Origin of the sequence: Hyphomicrobium sp. ghe19 (assembly GCF_902712875.1) — a bacterium.
In the GTDB taxonomy this organism is placed as follows: domain Bacteria; phylum Pseudomonadota; class Alphaproteobacteria; order Rhizobiales; family Hyphomicrobiaceae; genus Hyphomicrobium_B.
Map to the genome: position 1 here is coordinate 1,850,656 of NZ_LR743509.1, position 19,197 is coordinate 1,869,852.

The following is a 19,197-nucleotide window of genomic DNA, read 5'->3' on the forward strand; positions in this document are numbered from 1 at the left end:
GTCCGTCTGTCAGCTGGCCTCGTATTACGTCACCGTTCGAAGCGCTTGAACTTGATCCGGTGGGGCTCGACAGCCTGGTCACCGAGGCGGCGCTTCTTGTCTTCTTCGTAGTCCGCGAAGTTGCCTTCGAACCATTCGACGTGGCTGTCGCCTTCGAATGCGAGGATGTGCGTCGCGAGACGATCGAGGAAGAAGCGGTCATGCGAGATGACCACGGCGCAACCGGGGAAATCTTCGAGCGCAGCTTCGAGCGCGCCGAGCGTTTCCGTATCGAGGTCGTTCGTCGGCTCGTCGAGCAGCAGCAAGTTGCCGCCCTCCTTCAAGAGTTTGGCGAGATGCACGCGGTTGCGTTCGCCGCCGGACAGCATGCCGACCTTCTTCTGCTGGTCGGCACCCTTGAAGTTGAACCAGCCGCAATACGCCCGGCTCGGGACTTCTTTTTTGCCGCCAAGCAGCATCTGGTCGAGGCCGCCTGAGATCTCTTCCCAGACCGTCTTCTTGTCGTCCAAGTGCGCGCGGGACTGATCGACGTAACCGATCTTCACGGTATCGCCGAGACGGATCGAACCCTTGTCGGGCTTTTCCGCACCGGTCAGCATTTTGAACAACGTCGTCTTGCCGGCGCCGTTCGGGCCAATCACGCCGACGATGCCGCCTGGAGGCAGCTTGAACGAGAGATCGTCGATGAGCAGCCGGTCGCCAAAGGCCTTCGTCAGGCCTTCCGCTTCGATGACGACGCCACCGAGGCGCGGTCCGGTCGCGATCTGGATGGATGCGCGTCCCGCTTCCTCGCGGCCGGCTTCGTCAGCCAACTTCTCGTACGCCGTGATACGCGCCTTCGATTTGGCCTGACGCGCTTTCGGCGACGATCTGATCCACTCGAGTTCGCGGGACAGAGTCTTTTGCTTGCCTTCTTCCTGTGCCTTCTCGACAGCCTCGCGCTTGGCCTTCTGCTCGAGCCAACCGGAGTAGTTGCCTTTCCACGGCACGCCATGCCCGCGGTCGAGTTCCAAGGTCCATTCCGTGATGTTGTCGAGGAAGTAGCGGTCGTGGGTCACGAGGATGACGCAGCCCGTGTACTCTTTCAGATAGCGTTCGAGCCACGCGACGCTCTCGGCGTCGAGATGGTTGGTCGGCTCGTCGAGGAGAAGAATGTCGGGCTTCGACAGCAAAAGCTTGGTCAGCGCGACGCGGCGCTTTTCGCCGCCCGACAGCTTCGTGACATCGGAGTCGCCGGGGGGCGAGCGCAGAGCGTCGAGCGCCTGCTCGACCTGAGCGTCGAGATCCCAAAGGTTCTGCGCATCGATCTGGTCCTGGAGCGCCGTCATCTCGTCGGCGGTTTCCTCGGTGTAGTTCGCGGCGATTTCATTGTAGCGATCGAGAATGGCCTTCTTCTCGGCCACGCCCTCCATCGCGTTGCCAAGAACGTCCTTGTTCGGATCAAGCTCCGGCTCTTGCGGCAGATAGCCAACCTTGATGCCGTCCGCTGGGCGAGCTTCGCCCGTGAAGTCGTCGATCCTGCCGGCCATGATTTTCAGCAGCGTCGATTTACCGGAGCCATTGAGGCCGACGACACCGATCTTTGCGCCCGGCAGGAACGAAAGGGAGACGTCCTTCAGCACCTGCTTTCCGCCCGGATAGGCTTTGGACAGCTTATGCATATGATAAACGTACTGGTGTGCTGCCATGCGCGGCGCCTCGTTGGGGGTAAGGTTTAGGGATTGGGGCCTTCCTACCCGATTGTCGCGACTTCCTCAATTGCATCATTGCGCCCATGTGCGACGTGCCGCGGGGCGACTTTCGGGGGCGGGCCGGAAGGCGGATCAGCTTGTCGCAAACGGCCCCGGGCACAGAGCAAAATCAAGCTTCACCTTGACCGTCACCACGCGGGATTTTTGACGCCGGTAAAGAAATAGACGCCGAGACCGATGGTGAAGACGAGCCATCCCCAGAGGACATGCTCCATATAGACCGCCGAGAATGATCGGGTGCGCTCGTACCGCCAAGCCAAGAGCAGTCCGATGACGAAGGTTCCGCCGACCGCGATCCAATTGCGGAAAAGGATGTGGCCAAATCCAAATGCCAAGGCGTTGACGAAGATCAGGCTCCATCGCGAATGGAACAAGGGTCCGTAGCGGTGAAAGAAGAATACGCGATACGCGAACTCCTGGGGCAGGACCGACGTGAACGGATAGAGCACCATGATCTTCAGCCAGAGGCCGGGACGCTCGGCTGCGAGTGCGAACAGGCGCTCGGGCATCAATACCGCGACAAGCGAGCCGATCAGCGCACTGCCAACGATGAATGTGCCCAGTATCGAGAGGACGGTCGATCTCGCGATGCCGCGGCTCGCCTCCGTTTTCAGGCTGAAGGTGCGATCGAAATAGAGGAACGCGACAAACGCGATGAGCACGGGGGGGAGCGCATAAAACAGCGGCACGCCGTAATCGAAAACGGCAATCCGCATGAGCAGCGGGGTTCCGACGTAGATCAGTCCGAACTCCGTCCAGAGCTGCAGCCTGCGTCGTTCCGAAGGATGAATAATGTCGAGCGATTGCGCGAGCGTTCCACCGGCACAGAGATCGGCAGAACCAGAGACCACATCTTTCGGGGAGAAGACTGTCGTCATCTCGTCTGCACCTCTCGCCTCCCCTCGTTACGACTTTGCCTTGACCAGCCCGGGTAGCATTTCGGCACGCCGGAGCCAGCGCTTGGCAATTTCTGCGGCGATGACGTCGGCCGAATGCAACGGTTCATAGGTCCACGACGGCAGCGGTTCACCAGGCGGCGGTAGAGGCCGGGTCGCGCCATAAGACGCGAGGCCAGAGTGGAAACGGTCGAACTTTGCGCTTCCGCCGGAGGGCGAGAAAATAAAGATCGGACGTCCGGTCGCCGCCGCCTCGCAGGTCATGCTAACGCTGTCGGCGGTGATGACGAACATATCCGCGTGGGCGACAAAATCGGGGTACGGGTTCTGCCCGTCGCCATCCCAGAAATAGGCGCGCTCGGCCGCCACCGAGTTTTTGATCCGAGCCGCGAGCCGCTCGGGGGTTCGCCGGGAGGTTGTGATCATGAGCCCTGCGCCGCTTGCCGCCAACCCAGCCAACGCGTCGACCAAGCGCTCCTCGTCCGCCGGCGAATAGCGGTAATAGCCGTTCGGACCGCCGATCAGGCAGGCAATGCGGGGCCTCGGCAGCCCGGCGATCCTCGGGGGCGCGTTGGTGTTGAGCGCGCACAGCCGCGCGGGCGAAAAGCGATGCGGGGCCGTCAGCGTCGAGATGACGTTCGGTCCCCGCCGGCGATCGTGCGCGGGGACCCATATGAGGTCGGCGCTATTCGCTCCCGTTCGGGGGTCCATCAGAATGACAGTATAGGTCTCGAGGCCGGCTCGCCGCCGTAGCGCCCGGATGTAGGGTATCGTCGTGCGGCCCGTTGCGAACGCAAACGCTGGCCATGGCGGGTCGAGACTCAATCTGCCGCCATTGGGAGCCTCGGGCGGCAGCGGACCCCAGGGGGCCATAAACTTGTAGATGCCCGCTATCTCGACTCGTTGGATCTCGGCCTGCAGACCCAGCGCTTCGACGACGCCCAGGACCTGAGCTTCGTGGCCCGCCTTGCCGTCCGAGAAGATCCAGGCCGTTTGACCCTGGAACATCCCTGCATATGGAGCTGAAGGCGGGTCGCTACGTGCCATGACGGACAAACTTTTGGGCTCCTCACCGCGGCTATGCCGAGGCTGCCGGCGATCTTGTTAAAGAAATAAGCGAAACTTCGTGCGCCGTTCTACATTCCTGATATTACTCGAATCTCCCTGAAGTGGCGCGGCTCCATGGCTATTGAACTCGACGCAACGGACTGGCGGATCTTGCGAGAGCTGCAAGCCGACGGACGAATGACCAATATCGCTCTCGCCAACCGCATCGGGTTATCGGCTCCGCCCTGTCTTCGCCGCGTTCGGGCGTTGGAAGAAGCCGGACTTATCGCAAGCTATACTGCTCTCGTCGATGAGGTAAGGCTCGGTTATGCGCTGACGGCGTTTGCGATGGTGAGGCTCCACAATCAGGCCGAGTCCGATCTCCGTTCATTCGAAAACAGAATTTTCGGCTGGCCCCTCGTCCGTGAGGCCTACATGCTGTCCGGCGAAAGCGACTTTATACTGAAATGTATCGCTCGCGATCTGCAACGGTTCCAGAGCTTCGTGCTTGATGAATTGACTGCGGCGCCCAACGTCGCGAGCGTCAAGACCTACCTTACGATCCGCCGGGCAAAACGGGAGCCCGGGGTGCCGATCACCGTGGCTGGCCCCGAAGGGACCTGAGTGGAACGCGCATTGCGGAGGGCCGATGGCATCCTTTTCTGATCTGGCGCTTCGGATTGGAAGAGCGCTCGTTGTCTCGGCCGTCAGCATATTGCCTTCGGCCGCCGCCACGTCGGACGATCTCTACAATAGCTATTTCGCGAATGTGCTCGACGGCGCGCCCTGCTTTGCCCGGACGTATGACGAAGCCCATCTCAAAGATCATCCGGACCAGCGCGTTCGCAAAATCGAGATCGACCTTTCGAAGCGGAATTCGGACGGCACGCCGAACTCGGCCGATCGGTTTGAAATCGGGTTCGGGCTCATGCTGACAAGCGGCCCGGAATGGTATGGACAGGCCGCGAGCTGCAAAACCAACGATACCGATTTCGAGTGCTTTCTCGAAGGCGACGGCGGCGTGTTTCGCCTCACACCGCAAAGCGGCGGTGCGCTTCGCCTCGAGACCGGCGAGACCGGCATCGCGATCCAAGGCGGGGCCGGCGACATCGAACTTTCCGGAAAAACCGGAGAGGATCGCTCTTTCGACCTTACTCAATCGAAGGAAGAGTGCCGTTCCGCTTCTGCGTTCTTCGATGGCGGCAACGAGTAGCGAGCCTGAGCCTTGCGGCTTAGGCTCAGCTTTGTTTGTTTTGTCTCAGATCGGCCCGAGCCTCAGCCCCAGTTCACCTGCAAGACTTCGAGCGTACGCGTGCCCTTGGGCGTCGTGACGTCGACGCTTTCGCCTTTGACCTTCCCGATGAGCGCACGCGCGATCGGCGACGAGATGGAGATTCTGCGCTGGCGCATATCGGCCTCTGTATCGCCGACGATCGTATAGGTGACCTTCTCGCCTGAATCTTCGTCCTGCAGCGTGACCGTCGCGCCGAACTTGATCGTGTCGCCGGAAAGCTTCGTAATATCGATGACATCGGCGCGGTTGATCTTGTCTTCGATCTCGGCGACGCGCGCTTCGTTGAGGCCCTGCTGCTCTTTGGCGGCGTGATACTCTGCGTTCTCGGAGAGGTCGCCATGGGCGCGAGCCTCGGAAATCGCCGCGATGATGCGCGGACGCTCAACTGCCTTCAGGCGGTGCAATTCTTCCTCGAGGTTCTTGAAACCCTCAAGCGTCATCGGCACCCGTTCCATCATCTTCTCCAAATTCTTCCGAACGGCTAATCCATTGCGGGGAATAGGCCCCCAACACACGGTAACAGTAGAGTTGGCATACAGGAAAGCAGCGAAGCCCGGCCGCGCCTTTCGGCGCGTCCCGAACTCTCGACGAAAGGCTCAGCGATGGGCGAAGGCCTGCAACGGCGCCACTTCCAGCGTGTCCGATGCCAGCGCTTTAATGGCCCGTGTAACCGCTACTGCCCCCGCCAATGTTGTATAGTAGGGTATGTGGTGAAGCAAGGCCGTGCGCCGAATGTCCTTGCTGTCGCTGAGGGCTTTTGACCCTTCGGTTGTATTGAAAACAAGGTGAATATCCCCGTTTTTCATCGCGTCGACGATGTGCGGGCGACCTTCCAGCACCTTGTTGATCGCGTCACACTGAATGCCGTTGGCCTCGAGCAAGCGCTTCGTGCCGCGGGTGGCGACGACCTTGAAGCCCATGGCCGCAAGCTCCTTCACCGGAGCAACGACGCGAGCCTTGTCACTTTCCTTGACCGAGACGAAAACCGTGCCGCCCGAGGGAAGCTTCAGGCCGGCTCCGAGCTGGCTCTTGCCGAAGGCCATCGCGAAGTCTTGGTCGATACCCATGACCTCGCCAGTCGAGCGCATCTCCGGTCCGAGGATCGGATCGACGCCGAGGAAGCGCGCGAACGGGAATACGGCTTCCTTCACCGCGACGTGCTTGTAGGATGGCTTCTTCAGGTTGAACGCCGCGAGCGGCTTACCCGCCATCACCTCGGCCGCAATCGTCGCGATCGGCAGCCCGATGACTTTCGCAACAAAGGGCACGGTTCGCGATGCACGCGGATTGACTTCGAGAATGAAGACCTGATTGTCCTTGATGGCGAACTGAACGTTCATCAGGCCGACGACGCGCAACGCGAGCGCAAGCTCCCGGGTCTGCCGCTCGAGTTCGGCGATCATCGCGGGCGAAAGCGAGTACGGCGGCAGGGAGCAGGCGCTATCGCCGGAGTGGATCCCGGCTTCCTCGATATGCTCCATGATGCCGGCGACGAAGGTGTCCTTGCCGTCCGACAGGCAGTCGACATCGACTTCGACCGCGTCGGTCAGATAGCTGTCGATCAAAAGCGGCCGCTTGGCCGAGACGACCAGCTCCGAGGGCTTGTCGAGGGTCGCGGAAAGACGGGCGACGTAGCGGTCAACCTCTGCTCCGTCGTGCACGATCTCCATACCACGGCCACCGAGCACGTAGGATGGACGAATGACGACGGGATAGCCGACCTCCTCGGCGACGCCGCGTGCCTCGGCCGGAGACTTGGCGATGCCGCTCTTGGGCTGCATGAGTTGGAGTTTTTCGATCAGCGCTTTGAAGCGATCGCGATCTTCGGCGAGATCGATGGCGTCGGGCGACGTTCCGAGGATCGGCACGCCGGCTTCTTCCAAAGCGCTCGCGAGTTTCAGCGGCGTCTGGCCGCCGAACTGGACGATCACGCCCTTGAGCGTGCCCTTTTTGCTTTCGACGCGAATGACTTCGAGGACATCCTCGGCAGTCAGCGGCTCGAAGAACAGGCGGTCGGATGTGTCGTAATCCGTCGAGACCGTCTCGGGGTTGCAGTTGATCATGATCGTTTCGAAGCCGGCAGCCGTCAGCGCAAAGCAGGCGTGGCAGCAGCAGTAGTCGAATTCGATGCCTTGGCCGATGCGGTTCGGTCCGCCGCCCAAGATCACGATTTTGTTCTTGGCCGTCGGATCGGCCTCGCAAACAGGGTCGCCGCTGAGGCCCGTTTCGTATGTCGAATACATGTACGCGGTCGGCGACGCGAACTCGGCGGCACACGTGTCGATGCGCTTGAATACGGGTTCGACGCCCGCCGCTTTACGAGCCTCGCGAAACGCCGTTTCGGTCGTCTTACCGAGCTTGGCGAGGCGAGCATCCGAGAAGCCTTGCGCTTTGAGCGCGCGAAGTTGCGAAGCCGACTTCGGCAACCCGTGCGCGAGGATCCGCGCTTCCGTGTCGACGATGGCTTTGATCTCGGTCAGGAACCAGGGATCGATCTTGCAGTACTGATGAATTTCATCGAGCGAGAAGCCCTCGCGGAATGCCTGCGCCACCTTCAAGATGCGATCGAAGGTCGGGCGGGAGACGGCAGCGCGAACGACGTTTTTGTCGTCGCCTTGGCCGAGGCCCTCGAGCTGCACGTCGTCGAAACCGGTCAGGCCGGTTTCCATCGAGCGAAGCGCCTTCTGCATGCTTTCCGCGAACGTCCGGCCGATGGCCATGGCTTCGCCGACCGATTTCATCGACGTCGTCAGCGTGGTATCGGCGCCGTGGAATTTCTCGAAGGCGAAGCGCGGGATTTTCGTGACGACATAGTCGATCGTCGGCTCGAACGAAGCCGGCGTCGCGCCGCCCGTAATTTCGTTCTGGATTTCGTCGAGCGTGTAGCCGACGGCGAGTTTGGCCGCGACCTTGGCGATCGGGAAGCCCGTCGCCTTCGACGCTAGCGCCGACGATCTCGAAACGCGCGGATTCATCTCGATAACGACGAGACGACCATCGGCCGGATTGACCGCGAACTGAACGTTCGAGCCGCCGGTTTCGACGCCGATCTCGCGCAGCACCGCGATCGAGGCGTCGCGCATGATCTGGTATTCTTTGTCGGTCAGCGTCAGCGCCGGCGCGACGGTGATGCTGTCGCCCGTGTGCACGCCCATCGGATCGATGTTCTCGATCGAGCAGATGATGATGCAGTTGTCCGCCTTGTCGCGAACGACCTCCATCTCGAATTCTTTCCAGCCGAGGACGCTCTCCTCGACCAGGACCTGGGACGTCGGCGACGCATCGAGGCCGCGTTCGATGATCTCGAAGTACTCTTCGCGATTGTAAGCGATACCACCGCCCGTGCCGCCGAGCGTGAACGACGGCCTGATGATCGCCGGCAGTCCGACAATCTCGAGCGCCGCCGTCGCCTCGTCGCGCGAGTTCACGAGTTCCGAGCGCGGCGTTTCGAGGCCGATCTCGCGCATGGCTTCGCGGAAGAGCTGGCGATCCTCGGCCTTGTCGATGGCTTCGGCTTTGGCGCCGATGAGCTCGACGCCGTATTTGTGCAGGATGCCCTGCTTGTGGAGTGCGAGCGCGGTGTTGAGAGCCGTCTGTCCGCCCATCGTCGGAAGGATCGCGTCGGGGCGCTCCTTGGCGATGATCTTGGTCACCACTTCCGGCGTGATCGGTTCGACGTAGGTCGCATCCGCGAGATCCGGGTCGGTCATGATCGTCGCCGGATTGGAATTGACGAGGATGATCCGATAGCCCTCCGCCCTCAGCGCCTTACAGGCCTGGGTGCCGGAATAATCGAACTCGCACGCCTGTCCGATGACGATCGGGCCTGCGCCGATGATGAGAATTGAGTTTATGTCAGTTCGTTTTGGCATTCGGCGCACGGATTTGGCCGAGGCTCGCGATATCGCGGTCGGCTCAGGATTGGATCAGAGGTCGGGCTAAGTGGGCCTTATAGGCAATGCGCCCCGCGGGGGAAACCCCGAAAATTTTTCGCGAGGCCGTTCTTCGAGGATAAGCGTGTTTATCCCTTTTTCACCTTGTCACGTTCCTGTGCATCGGATCGCGGAAGAAAGACCGTCAGCAGGCCCAGAAACGGCAGGTAAGAGCAGATCTGGTAGACATAATCTATGCCGCGCGCGTCGGCCACGACGCCTAAGACCGCCGCTCCGATGCCCGCCATGCCGAACGCGAAGCCGAAAAAGATGCCGGCGATCATGCCGACCCGGCCGGGCACGAGTTCTTGCGCGAAGACGACGATCGCCGGGAAGGCCGACGACAGGATGAGGCCAATCACCACAGACAGGGCGATCGTCCAGTTGAGGTCGGCATACGGCAGCGCCAGCGTGAACGGCAGGCAGCCGAGGATCGAGAACCAGATCACCATCTTGGGACCGAATCGATCGCCGAACAGGCCGCCGAGAATGGTGCCTGCGGCGCACGCTCCGAGAAACGCAAACAGCATCAACTGCGACTGCTGCACGGAGACGTCAAAGCGATGAATGGCGTAGAAGGTGTAGTAGCTCGATAGGCTCGCCATGTAGATGTTTTTCGTGAAGACCAAGAGGGCCAGAACCGTCAGGGCGACGGCCGTCCGCTGGCGCGAATGAATGAGCCCCGCGGGCAGCATCTCTTTGCTGACCTTGCCCCGCGCTGTCGTTCCCCATTCGCCGACTTTCCAGAGGATCACCATGCCGACGAGCGCGATTGCGCCGAACCAGGCGATGCTCTGCTGCCCGCGCGGCAACACGATGAAAGCCGCGAGCAACGGCCCGAGCGCGGTGCCAAAATTCCCGCCGAGTTGAAACAGCGATTGCGCAAATCCATGACGGCCGCCAGATGCGAGCCGCGCGATGCGGGACGATTCCGGGTGGAAGATAGCCGAGCCGATGCCGACGCAGGCGGCGCCCACGAGGAGCACCGCATAGCTCGTCGCGTACGCCAGCATCATGAGTCCAATGAACGTCGAGCCCATACCGATGCTGGTCGAATGGGGAACCGGGCGCCTGTCGGTGAAATAGCCGATGAAGGGTTGCAGCAGCGACGCCGTTACCTGGAACGCCATCGTGAGAAGCCCGATCTGCCAAAAGTTCAGGGCATAATCGTGCTTTAGCATCGGATAGACGGCTGCCAGCAGCGACTGCATCACATCGTTGAGCAGATGACAGAAGCTGACTGCGACGAGGACAGTAAGGGAGGCCGTTGCCATCGGCGCGCGCAGCGCCGAGCGTGACGATTCTATCGTGGTCATTGAATTCTCCGGCGCTGCTTCTAGCGCCGAAGGGGGCCCCGGTCATCGGCCAAACCGGTCATACCAGCCATCTCAGGGAGCATGGCCAGCATCGCGGCTGGCACGCATGAGATGACGGATCGTGCTCGAAGGCTATTTGCCCGCAGCGGGGTCGGCGGCAGGCGTCTCGGCAGGCTGCTGGGCAGCCGAGGGCGCCGCCACATCCTTCGGGGGTTCGATCTTCAGGTCGATCGGGAACGTATAGCTCGTCTTGAAGATCGGCTTGTCCTCGTGCCCCGGCGCCAGCAGCGTATTGCTGACCGGCAGGCCCGTGAGCGCATCGACGTAGAACATTCGGAACGCCTGGTTGGGATCTGCCGTGGAGCCCTTCTCGGCTTCCGTGTCGAGCCGGTAGGACAGGACATCGCGGCCGTCGATGGTCGTGCGGCCCTTGCAGGCGTAGCTGCCGACATCCGTCTGCTGCGTCACGACAGAGTCCTGCATCTGTTCCTTGATCTGGCTCGCGACTTTGGGCGGCACCGGCTTCCAGCCGGTATCATCCTGCTTCGACCACGCTTCGTTGCCGACGAGGATCAATTCCGTCGTCTTATTGGTCAGTTTCGCGGTGACTGTCTGGTGCATGCGATCGGGAAGAACGTAATCGACCTGCATCGTCGACGGGCCGTTCTCGGTCAGCATGTGAGTGTCCATGCGAAACCACGACGACTTCCGCAACTTTTGAAGCGCAGCGGAAACTTCATCGCTGCACGGATTGGCGTTGGGCTTTGCTCCCGGAGCCGCCCCGGGGGTCGGGGCTTGCGCCAGAACATTGCTGGAGAAGGCGGCGACGGTGACGAGGGCGAGCGCGATGCGGCGCATACGAATATCCTAAATTATGCCGGGCTGCGGCTGGATTTAACGGAGCTTTTGCACGGGAGCGTTCGTGGGCGCAACGATGTCGATATCGGTCGGGTAGGAATACTTGACCTTCAAAACGGGGTTCGCGCCGTCCGCGCGGGACGCCACGACGTTGAAGGCCGGTAGTCCGCTCGTCGGATCGACATAAATCGTCCGCGCCATGATCTTGGTATGATCAGCTTCCGGCGGAGATTTGTCCGCGGTGCGATAGGCGATGAAATCCTGGCCATCGAGCTTCGCGGGGCCCAGGCATTCGAAGTCACCAAGACCCTTGGGCGGCGCGTACACGGCCTGGTTCACCTCGGCGACGATCGACTGGGTATACTGGGGCAGCAGCTCTTCCATGGCTCCGCTGGTTCCGGCGAAGGCGCGATCGCCGACCAGCATCGTCTGCTGCTCGCCCGGCATCGCCGGCGACGTCACGGTCTGCAGCATGCGATTGGGCGGCATGTAGTCTATTCGCATATGCGCCTCGCCCTCAGCCGTCGGCTGGCTGAATTCGACGCGGAATGCCTTCGACGCGCGCTGTTTCTCAAAGGCTGCCAGCACGTCGTTCGTGCAGTCGGAAGCGAAGGCCGGTGTCGCTAGGGTGAGCGAGAGGACGGCCAGGCAGAGCGCGCGCATCGATTTCCTCCAGATTTTTTCCTTGCGTTATACCCAGATCGGCACGTGAAGCGATCTTAAAGTTCAGCAAGGTTGATTTGTGGAATCGGCCATTCGGGGCGCGCTTTGAGCGGGACTACTTTTTGCGCATCTTCTCGCAAGGGTCACCGCGTTCAGTGCGTGCCGTGAAGACGACGAAATCGGCGGCCGGCTGGCCATCCGGATCGCGTGGTATGTAGGACTGAGCGTCGGCGTTGCCGTCTTCGACCTCGATGAACATCACCGAGACGATCTGCTTCTCCGGCGCCTGCTGACGAACATACCAGGGCACGCCGCGATCCGTCCGCGCGTGTCCCGTGCCGGCGATCAGAAAGGCTGCGCCGTTGGTTCGTCCGGCCGCGATAACCGCATCGGCCAGATGCGCATCGCGATAGCGCTGCGCGTAGGCCATGCCGCCGAATGCCTCTTTCGGAAGCGCCCCGCAATGGGAGGCCTCGATTTCCTTCACCGAGGCGGCGTCGAGCTTTTCGCCCAAGGGCACATCGAGACTGAGGCGCGAACGGTCGTCAGAGGCGACGGCGCCCTCCCCTCCTTTGGCAGCCTTCATGATTTCGGCGCGAGCGACGTCGCCCGCATAGATCGGCAGATCGAGTGCAATCGCGGCGCTGAACAGAGGTTCGTAGACATTCTTCGGCCACGAGGATTTATCCCAGTCCACGAGGCGCTTCAGATCGTCGACAGTGCGCGTTTTAGAGGTTGCGCTTCCTGATGCGTTTCCCGGCAGCGCCCTGAAGCTCGCGACGCCCGTCTCCTGGTCGGCGCGAAGTTGCTCGAAGACAACCGCGGGGCGCTTCGCATTCGACCTGTCTGCAAATTCGGCGAGAGCCGCGGCTTGCAGAAGATGATGCTCGGCGTTGTCGTGGGTCTCACCGAGGATCAGCGCGCCGCCCGAAGAAATAGCGGTGGCTGCCTCGGTCTTGAGACGCATCCATGGATGGTCTGCACACGACGCATTGGCGGCTACGGGCTCGGCATCGGCGGTTGCGAGAATTTGTCCGCAAAGAGGGTGCGAACAGGTTTTCGCCTGTCGCGCGATCTCTTGCAGGAATGGGCCTTGCTCGAACGCACAAGCCTGCGCGTCCGCTGCAAAGGTCAGCACCGAAAAAACGGCTGCGAGCAGGCTTCCCAAGCCTCTCGCTCCCCCCGATTTTTTCACCGGTCAGCGCTCTCGGCTCGCCGGCAATCCCTTTTGCTTGCGCATCATGTTGACGAAGCGCGTGAACAGATAGTGGCTGTCCTGCGGGCCGGGAGAAGCTTCCGGGTGATGCTGCACGGAGAACACGGGCTTGCCTTCGAGCGCCAAGCCGCAATTCGAACCGTCAAACAACGAGACGTGCGTTTCAACGACGCCGCCGGGCAGGCTCTCGCGATCGACTGCGAAGCCGTGGTTCATCGAAACGATCTCGACCTTGTTCGTCGTGAAATCCTTCACCGGGTGATTGGCGCCGTGGTGGCCTTGATGCATTTTCTTTGTTGTCGCGCCCAGCGCGAGGCCGAGCATCTGATGACCGAGGCAAATGCCGAACACCGGCTTCCCGCTGTCGACGAGCTTCTTGATTTCCGGCACCGCGTATTCGCCGGTCGCTGCGGGATCTCCCGGCCCGTTGGACAGGAAGACGCCGTCCGGATTGCGGGCGAGCACGTCCTCAGCTTTTTCCGTTGCCGGAACGACGGTCACCTTGCAGCCCGCGGACGCGAGGCAGCGAAGGATGTTGCGCTTCAGGCCGTAGTCGATAGCGACGACGTGGAATTCAGGGTTCTCGTTACGCTCGAAGCCTTTGTTCCAGACCCAGCGCTGCTCATCCCAAGAGTAGCTCTGACCGCTGGTGACTTCAGGGACGAGATCGAGACCCAGGAGACCGTGCCAGGCTTTCGCCTCGGCCTTCAGTGCATCGATGTCGAACTTGCCGGATGGATCGTGGGCGATGACGCCATTCGGCATACCCTTCTCGCGGATGCGCGCCGTCAGCGCGCGCGTATCGACGCCCGAGATGGCGATGATGCCGCGGGCTTTCAGCCACTGATCGAGATCTTCGGCGGCGCGGTAATTCGAAGGCTGGGTGATGTCGGCGCGCAAGATGCAGCCCCGGACACCCGAGCGTGACGCGAGATTGGACGTCTCGGTGTCTTCGTTATTGGCGCCGACGTTGCCGATATGGGGGAAGGTAAACGTAATGATCTGGCCGGCGTAGCTCGGGTCCGTCAGGATTTCCTGATAGCCGGTGATCGCGGTATTGAAACAAACCTCGCCGACGGCGGTACCGGTCGCACCGAGACCACGGCCCGCTATGACTGTGCCATCGTCAAGCACGAGGCGCGCCGTCAGAGGCACTTCTGTCCAGGGTTCAGGTGCGGTCATCTGTCATCCATTGAATGGGTCTTCGAGCAACAGCTCAAATCGCGCCGAACATCTAGGGGAACGACCATTCAACGTCAATTATGGTCACCTCCTAAAACTTATGTCCCGCAACGCTTGCCGGGAGATACATGCACCTCGTAAACCAATCCCTCAGTTTCAAGGAGAGGTTACCCATGCGCGCCAAGATCAGCGCCGATCTCAAGACGGCAATGAAAGCCGGTGACAAGCCGAAGGTCGCGACACTGAGGCTCATCAACGCCGCTATCCAAACCGCGGAGATTGAAACGAGGAAGGAACTCGATGACGCGGGCGTCCTCGCCGTCATGACGAAGATGGTGAAACAACGCCGGGATTCGATCGCGCAGTATACAAGCGGCGGCCGCCCCGATCTTGCAGCCACCGAGCAGTCCGAAATCGACATCATCGAGGCCTATCTGCCGAAGCAGATGGACGAAGGCGCCGTCGCCGCCGCGGTCGCCGACGCAATCAAGGAAGCAGGCGCCACGTCGGCCAAAGACATGGGCAAGGTCATGGGCGTGCTCAAAGCCAAGTACGCGGGCCAAATGGATTTTCAGAAGGCGAGCGCTGCGGTCAAAGCCGCGCTTGGCTGAGCCGACCAATCGAGGCTGCGCGATCTGCTCGAAACGCGCCCTCTGTGGAAAGCGGGTATGGTTTGGGGCAACAAGGCATTGAAGCGCCGTGCTTCTAGGCGAATCACCTATTCAGTTGCGTGCCGAGGCGAACCCAAAAGGGGCCTCGGCATAAGACTCCGCTTCATCGAGGCCCACCACGCCGATGCGCTTCAGTCCGAACCTTCTGGATGAAATTCGCTCCCGGCTGCTCGTGAGCCAGGTTGTCGGCCGCAAGGTTGCGCTGAAGAAATCCGGCCGTGAGTTCCGAGGCCTCTCACCCTTCAAGACGGAGAAATCGCCCTCGTTTTTCGTGAACGATCAGAAGGGCTTCTACCATTGCTTCGCGTCCGGCGAGCACGGCGACATCTTCACCTTCCTGATGAAGACGGAGGGTCTCGAGTTCCCGGAGGCCGTCGAGCGGCTCGCTGCTGAAGCCGGCGTGGCGATGCCGAAGGCCACTGAGCGCAATGTCGAGCAGGAAGACCAGCGTGAGCGGCTTTACCGGCTCCTTGAGGCTTCGGCGGCGTTCTTCGAGGACAGCTTGCGGACGGATCGGGGTTCCGAGGCCCGAGGGTATCTCGAGAGGCGCGGACTGGCGCGTGAGACGATCCAGACCTTTCGGCTCGGGTTCGCGCCGAACTCGCGCTCAGCGCTCGGTGCGCACCTCAAGGGCAAGGGGTTCTCGGCTGCCGACATGGCGACCGCCGGAATGCTCATTTCCGGGGACGACATCCCCGAGCCTTACGACCGTTTCCGCAATCGGGTGATCTTTCCGATCCTCGATCTGAAGGGACGTGTCATCGCGTTCGGTGGCCGGGCGCTCGACAAGGACGCGCCCGCCAAATACCTGAATTCTCCGGAAACGCCGCTCTTCCATAAGGGCCACATCCTCTTCAACGCCGCGCGTGCCCGGGCCGCAGCCCACGACAAAAACAGGGTCATCGCGGTCGAGGGCTATATGGACGTCGTGGCGCTCGCCGAGGCCGGATTTGTCGAAACAGTTGCGCCTCTTGGAACTGCGCTCACCGAAGACCAGTTGAAGCTCTTGTGGCGTTTTGCACCAGAACCGCTGTTGTGCTTCGACGGCGATGGCGCCGGCCGCAAGGCAGCTGACCGTGCCGTCGAAATCGCGCTTCCATTGGTCAAGCCTGGCTTCAGTGTCGCCTTCGCCTTTCTGCCAGACGGCCTCGACCCGGACGATCTCATTCGGCAGCGGGGCGCTGGCGCTATGACCGAAGTTTTGGAGAAGACGCGCCCGCTCATCGACGTTCTTTGGGACCGGGAGGTGAAAGCCCAGCCAATCGGCACCCCGGAACAGCGGGCGGCCCTGGAAGAGCGTCTCAAAGCGCTGACCGAATTAATTCAGGACGCGACAGTTCGTAGCTACTACTCCCGAGAGCTACGCGACAGGTTGTATCAACTGGGGCGGGAAAGATTTTCCGCACAGAGCCGGGGCGCCGGCGGGCCATCCGTCCAGTCCTCGTACGCCCGGCCGGTGGCGGCGCCTGACTGGCGTGGACGCGAGCGCCACCGTCTCAATGGACCCGAGAAGCGCTTCCCGAAGAAGCCAGGTTATCCTGGCGCAATGACGGCCAGTCCTGAGCTGGTAAGTCATTTTCAGAGCATCCTTCCGCGAGAGGCTCTTATTCTGAAAACACTTATTAACCATCCATGGCTGATTGATGAGCATTCGGAGGCTGTTGCGGTCATCGAGTTCGCCTCCCCTGCGATTTCAGCGCTTCGCGATGAAATTTTAGCGGTGCATGCGCGCCAGAATTCCCTTGACAGCGCAACTTTACGAACCCAATTGAGCAAATCGGGGGTTGCAAAGGTGGTGGACCTCGTCGCGCGAACGATTACGCACAAAAGCGACCGTTTTGCCGAGCCAGATGCCTCCGCCGCCGATGTCGAAGCCGCCTGGCACCATATTCTTGCGCTCCAGCAGCGACAGGCAGAGCTTGGCCTTGCCCTGAAGAACGCCGAGGAGGCTTGGTATCGGGATTGCACAGAAGACGCAGAAAATCGCCTTCTCGACATCAAACGCCAGATCGCCAGCGAGACGGCGATAGATCAAATGGACGAGTTCGATCAACCCGACGACGACAATTCGGACTTTAAGCGCGCCGGATAGGCGTGTGGTTAGCATTCCCGCTTCGGCGAGCTGCAGCACGCGGCGGTTCGAAGCCAAGATTTTGTGATTTAGCCCCTCTCGTGCGGGAGCGGCGCAGACGACAAGGAACCAAGGATGGCACGCGCCCAGCAGGCAGTCCAGAAGACGGAAGACAAAGACCAGGCCGCCGATACTCCAGAACGCGACAGCCCGTTACTCGACCTGTCGGACCAGGCCGTAAAGCGTCTTCTGAAGACAGCGAAGGCGAAGGGTTACGTCACGCTCGACCAGCTGAATTCGGTTCTGCCGTCGGAGGAGGTTTCGTCCGACCAGATCGAGGACCTTTACGCCACGTTGTCCGACATGGGCATCACGGTCGTCGAGACCGAAGAAGGCGAGGAAAAGGAAGAAGCAGCCGAAGAGCTGGCCGAGGATGAAGAGGGCCGCGCCCTCGTCACTCAGAACAGCAGCTCGCTCGTCAAATCCGAGACCAAGTCGGAGCCCGCCGAACGCACCGACGATCCCGTCCGCATGTACTTGCGCGAAATGGGATCGGTCGAGCTTTTGTCGCGTGAAGGCGAGATCGCGATCGCAAAGCGCATCGAAGCCGGTCGCGAGGCAATGATCGCGGGTCTCTGCGAAAGCCCCCTCACCTTCCAAGCGATCATCATTTGGCGGGATGAGCTCAACGACGGCAAGATTCTTCTCCGCGACATCATCGATCTCGAAGCCACGTATGAAGGCCCCGAGGCCAAGGAAGTTTCGGCACTTCCGGGCGAAGGTCCGGCTGAGGCCGATTCCGAGACACAGTCCGGCGAAGGCGACGACGAGGACGAGTTCGAGAACGCGATGTCGCTTGCCGCGATGGAAGCGGAACTGAAGCCGAAGGTCCTCGAGACCTTCGACAAGATCGCCCAGACCTACAAAAAGCTGCGCAAGCAGCAGGACAAGAAGCTTGAACAGCAGCTCGTCGGCGATCAGGGCTCGCGCCAGCAGCAGAAGGCCTACGAGAAAATCCGCGACGAGATCATCGTCGACGTGAAGTCGCTGTCGCTCAACAACAATCGTATCGAAAGCCTCGTCGAGCAGCTTTACGCGATCAACAAGCGCCTCATCGGTCTTGAAGGACGACTGATGCGCTTGGCTGACAGCTACGGCGTGCCGCGTCAGCATTTCATCGACGAATATTACGGCAACGAACTCGACCAGACATGGCTCGACCGCGTTGCCAACAACGGCAAGAAGTGGGGCTCGTTCGTCAAGACCGAACGTGGTCAGGTCGAGCAGATCCGGGGCGAGATCCATCAGCTCGCGACCGAGACGGGTCTCGAGATTCCGGAATACCGCCGCATCGTCAAAGCCGTTCAGAAGGGCGAGCGCGAGGCACGACAGGCGAAGAAGGAAATGGTCGAGGCCAACCTTCGGCTCGTCATCTCGATTGCGAAGAAATACACGAACCGCGGTCTGCAGTTCCTGGATCTCATCCAGGAAGGCAACATCGGCTTGATGAAGGCCGTCGACAAGTTCGAGTACCGCCGCGGTTACAAGTTCTCGACCTACGCGACGTGGTGGATCCGGCAGGCGATCACGCGCTCGATCGCGGACCAAGCGCGAACGATCCGTATTCCCGTGCACATGATCGAGACGATCAACAAGATCGTGCGCACGTCGCGGCAGATGCTGCACGAGATCGGACGCGAGCCGACGCCGGAAGAGCTGGCTGAAAAGCTCGCGATGCCGCTCGAGAAGGTGCGCAAGGTTCTGAAGATCGCCAAGGAGCCGATCTCTCTCGAGACGCCGATCGGGGACGAGGAGGATTCGCATCTCGGGGACTTCATCGAGGACCGCAACGCGGTGCTGCCGATCGAAGCGGCGATCCAATCGAACCTCAGGGATACGACGACGCGCGTTCTTGCTTCGCTGACGCCGCGCGAGGAGCGTGTTCTCCGCATGCGCTTCGGCATCGGCATGAATACCGATCACACGCTGGAAGAAGTCGGCCAGCAGTTCTCGGTGACGCGCGAACGTATCCGTCAGATCGAGGCGAAGGCTTTGCGAAAGCTGAAGCATCCGAGCCGCTCGCGGAAGCTGCGCAGCTTCCTGGATAACTGATTGAAAGGGCCGCGAAAGCGGCCCTTTTTTATTTCCAGCCCCACGAAACAGCGCGCACGCCCCGCATTGCCTGCAGGGCCTGCTCCGGCGGCGGCGTGAACCTTTGAGTGCGTGCGCGGTAAACCATAACGTACACGCATTGCAGGCCGTTGCGGCGCGCTTGAGCGCCGTATTTGGGGTGCTCAGCC

The 19,197-nt window shown here is 61.1% G+C and carries 15 protein-coding genes; 5 read left to right on the plus strand and 10 right to left on the minus strand.

Features of this window, described 5'->3' with window-relative positions; translation table 11 throughout:
- Positions 1–29 precede the first annotated feature (29 nt).
- The 3 genes from ettA to AACL53_RS08835 form a co-directional block, all read right to left on the minus strand.
- The gene (gene ettA, locus AACL53_RS08825; protein ID WP_339084118.1) at positions 30–1,688 is read right to left on the minus strand and encodes an energy-dependent translational throttle protein EttA; all 1,659 of its coding nucleotides are present in this window, start codon (positions 1,686–1,688) and stop codon (positions 30–32) included.
- Between the two features lie 191 nt (positions 1,689–1,879).
- Complete coding sequence (locus tag AACL53_RS08830; protein WP_339084119.1) at positions 1,880–2,629, minus strand: CPBP family intramembrane glutamic endopeptidase; 750 nt, start codon at positions 2,627–2,629, stop codon at positions 1,880–1,882.
- A gap of 27 nt (positions 2,630–2,656) precedes the next feature.
- Positions 2,657–3,694, minus strand: coding sequence for a mitochondrial fission ELM1 family protein (locus AACL53_RS08835; RefSeq protein WP_339084120.1), 1,038 nt, complete (start codon positions 3,692–3,694; stop codon positions 2,657–2,659).
- A gap of 135 nt (positions 3,695–3,829) precedes the next feature.
- Here AACL53_RS08835 and AACL53_RS08840 point away from each other — a divergent pair, with 135 nt between their 5' ends.
- Both AACL53_RS08840 and AACL53_RS08845 read left to right on the plus strand, forming a co-directional pair.
- Positions 3,830–4,318 carry an Lrp/AsnC family transcriptional regulator gene (locus AACL53_RS08840; RefSeq protein WP_339084121.1) on the plus strand — a complete coding sequence of 163 codons (489 nt, stop codon included), beginning with the start codon at positions 3,830–3,832 and terminating at the stop codon, positions 4,316–4,318.
- A 25-nt stretch (positions 4,319–4,343) separates the two neighbouring features.
- Entirely contained in the window at positions 4,344–4,907 is a 564-nt protein-coding gene (locus tag AACL53_RS08845; RefSeq protein WP_339084122.1) for a hypothetical protein, read from the plus strand.
- 62 nt (positions 4,908–4,969) lie between these two features.
- Here AACL53_RS08845 and greA read toward each other — a convergent pair whose 3' ends face one another.
- The 7 genes from greA to carA all read right to left on the minus strand — a co-directional run bounded on the left by greA (position 4,970) and on the right by carA (position 14,155).
- Positions 4,970–5,443: a transcription elongation factor GreA gene (gene greA, locus AACL53_RS08850; RefSeq protein WP_339084123.1), complete on the minus strand. Its 474-nt coding sequence runs from the start codon at positions 5,441–5,443 to the stop codon at positions 4,970–4,972.
- A 141-nt stretch (positions 5,444–5,584) separates the two neighbouring features.
- Positions 5,585–8,860 carry a carbamoyl-phosphate synthase large subunit gene (gene carB, locus AACL53_RS08855; RefSeq protein ID WP_339084124.1) on the minus strand — a complete coding sequence of 1,092 codons (3,276 nt, stop codon included), beginning with the start codon at positions 8,858–8,860 and terminating at the stop codon, positions 5,585–5,587.
- Positions 8,861–9,009: 149 nt separating this feature from the next.
- Complete coding sequence (locus AACL53_RS08860; RefSeq protein WP_339084125.1) at positions 9,010–10,236, minus strand: MFS transporter; 1,227 nt, start codon at positions 10,234–10,236, stop codon at positions 9,010–9,012.
- 132 nt (positions 10,237–10,368) lie between these two features.
- Positions 10,369–11,094 carry a hypothetical protein gene (locus AACL53_RS08865; protein WP_339084126.1) on the minus strand — a complete coding sequence of 242 codons (726 nt, stop codon included), beginning with the start codon at positions 11,092–11,094 and terminating at the stop codon, positions 10,369–10,371.
- 36 nt (positions 11,095–11,130) lie between these two features.
- Positions 11,131–11,757, minus strand: coding sequence for a hypothetical protein (locus AACL53_RS08870; protein WP_339084127.1), 627 nt, complete (start codon positions 11,755–11,757; stop codon positions 11,131–11,133).
- A gap of 115 nt (positions 11,758–11,872) precedes the next feature.
- Complete coding sequence (locus AACL53_RS08875; RefSeq protein WP_339084128.1) at positions 11,873–12,925, minus strand: ChaN family lipoprotein; 1,053 nt, start codon at positions 12,923–12,925, stop codon at positions 11,873–11,875.
- Positions 12,926–12,955: 30 nt separating this feature from the next.
- The gene (gene carA, locus AACL53_RS08880; RefSeq protein ID WP_339084129.1) at positions 12,956–14,155 is read right to left on the minus strand and encodes a glutamine-hydrolyzing carbamoyl-phosphate synthase small subunit; all 1,200 of its coding nucleotides are present in this window, start codon (positions 14,153–14,155) and stop codon (positions 12,956–12,958) included.
- Positions 14,156–14,328: 173 nt separating this feature from the next.
- On the opposite strand from carA, the gene AACL53_RS08885 reads away from it, so the two are divergent.
- The 3 genes from AACL53_RS08885 to rpoD all read left to right on the plus strand — a co-directional run bounded on the left by AACL53_RS08885 (position 14,329) and on the right by rpoD (position 19,009).
- A complete protein-coding gene (locus AACL53_RS08885) occupies positions 14,329–14,766 on the plus strand; it encodes a GatB/YqeY domain-containing protein (protein ID WP_339084130.1) in 438 nt (145 codons plus the stop codon).
- Positions 14,767–14,950: 184 nt separating this feature from the next.
- Complete coding sequence (gene dnaG / locus AACL53_RS08890; protein WP_339084131.1) at positions 14,951–16,918, plus strand: DNA primase; 1,968 nt, start codon at positions 14,951–14,953, stop codon at positions 16,916–16,918.
- Positions 16,919–17,032: 114 nt separating this feature from the next.
- Positions 17,033–19,009: an RNA polymerase sigma factor RpoD gene (rpoD, locus tag AACL53_RS08895; protein WP_339084132.1), complete on the plus strand. Its 1,977-nt coding sequence runs from the start codon at positions 17,033–17,035 to the stop codon at positions 19,007–19,009.
- The last annotated feature ends 188 nt before the right edge of the window (positions 19,010–19,197 follow it).

What these genes read in the sequence shown, in the direction of transcription:
- ettA (WP_339084118.1), bottom strand. Translation starts at nt 1,688, where the DNA reads ATGGCAGCACACCAGTACGTTTATCATATGCATAAGCTGTCCAAAGCC.
- AACL53_RS08830 (WP_339084119.1), bottom strand. Translation starts at nt 2,629, where the DNA reads ATGACGACAGTCTTCTCCCCGAAAGATGTGGTCTCTGGTTCTGCCGAT.
- AACL53_RS08835 (WP_339084120.1), bottom strand. Translation starts at nt 3,694, where the DNA reads ATGGCACGTAGCGACCCGCCTTCAGCTCCATATGCAGGGATGTTCCAG.
- AACL53_RS08840 (WP_339084121.1), top strand. Translation starts at nt 3,830, where the DNA reads ATGGCTATTGAACTCGACGCAACGGACTGGCGGATCTTGCGAGAGCTG.
- AACL53_RS08845 (WP_339084122.1), top strand. Translation starts at nt 4,344, where the DNA reads ATGGCATCCTTTTCTGATCTGGCGCTTCGGATTGGAAGAGCGCTCGTT.
- greA (WP_339084123.1), bottom strand. Translation starts at nt 5,443, where the DNA reads ATGGAACGGGTGCCGATGACGCTTGAGGGTTTCAAGAACCTCGAGGAA.
- carB (WP_339084124.1), bottom strand. Translation starts at nt 8,860, where the DNA reads ATGCCAAAACGAACTGACATAAACTCAATTCTCATCATCGGCGCAGGC.
- AACL53_RS08860 (WP_339084125.1), bottom strand. Translation starts at nt 10,236, where the DNA reads ATGACCACGATAGAATCGTCACGCTCGGCGCTGCGCGCGCCGATGGCA.
- AACL53_RS08865 (WP_339084126.1), bottom strand. Translation starts at nt 11,094, where the DNA reads ATGCGCCGCATCGCGCTCGCCCTCGTCACCGTCGCCGCCTTCTCCAGC.
- AACL53_RS08870 (WP_339084127.1), bottom strand. Translation starts at nt 11,757, where the DNA reads ATGCGCGCGCTCTGCCTGGCCGTCCTCTCGCTCACCCTAGCGACACCG.
- carA (WP_339084129.1), bottom strand. Translation starts at nt 14,155, where the DNA reads ATGACCGCACCTGAACCCTGGACAGAAGTGCCTCTGACGGCGCGCCTC.
- AACL53_RS08885 (WP_339084130.1), top strand. Translation starts at nt 14,329, where the DNA reads ATGCGCGCCAAGATCAGCGCCGATCTCAAGACGGCAATGAAAGCCGGT.
- dnaG (WP_339084131.1), top strand. Translation starts at nt 14,951, where the DNA reads ATGCGCTTCAGTCCGAACCTTCTGGATGAAATTCGCTCCCGGCTGCTC.
- rpoD (WP_339084132.1), top strand. Translation starts at nt 17,033, where the DNA reads ATGGCACGCGCCCAGCAGGCAGTCCAGAAGACGGAAGACAAAGACCAG.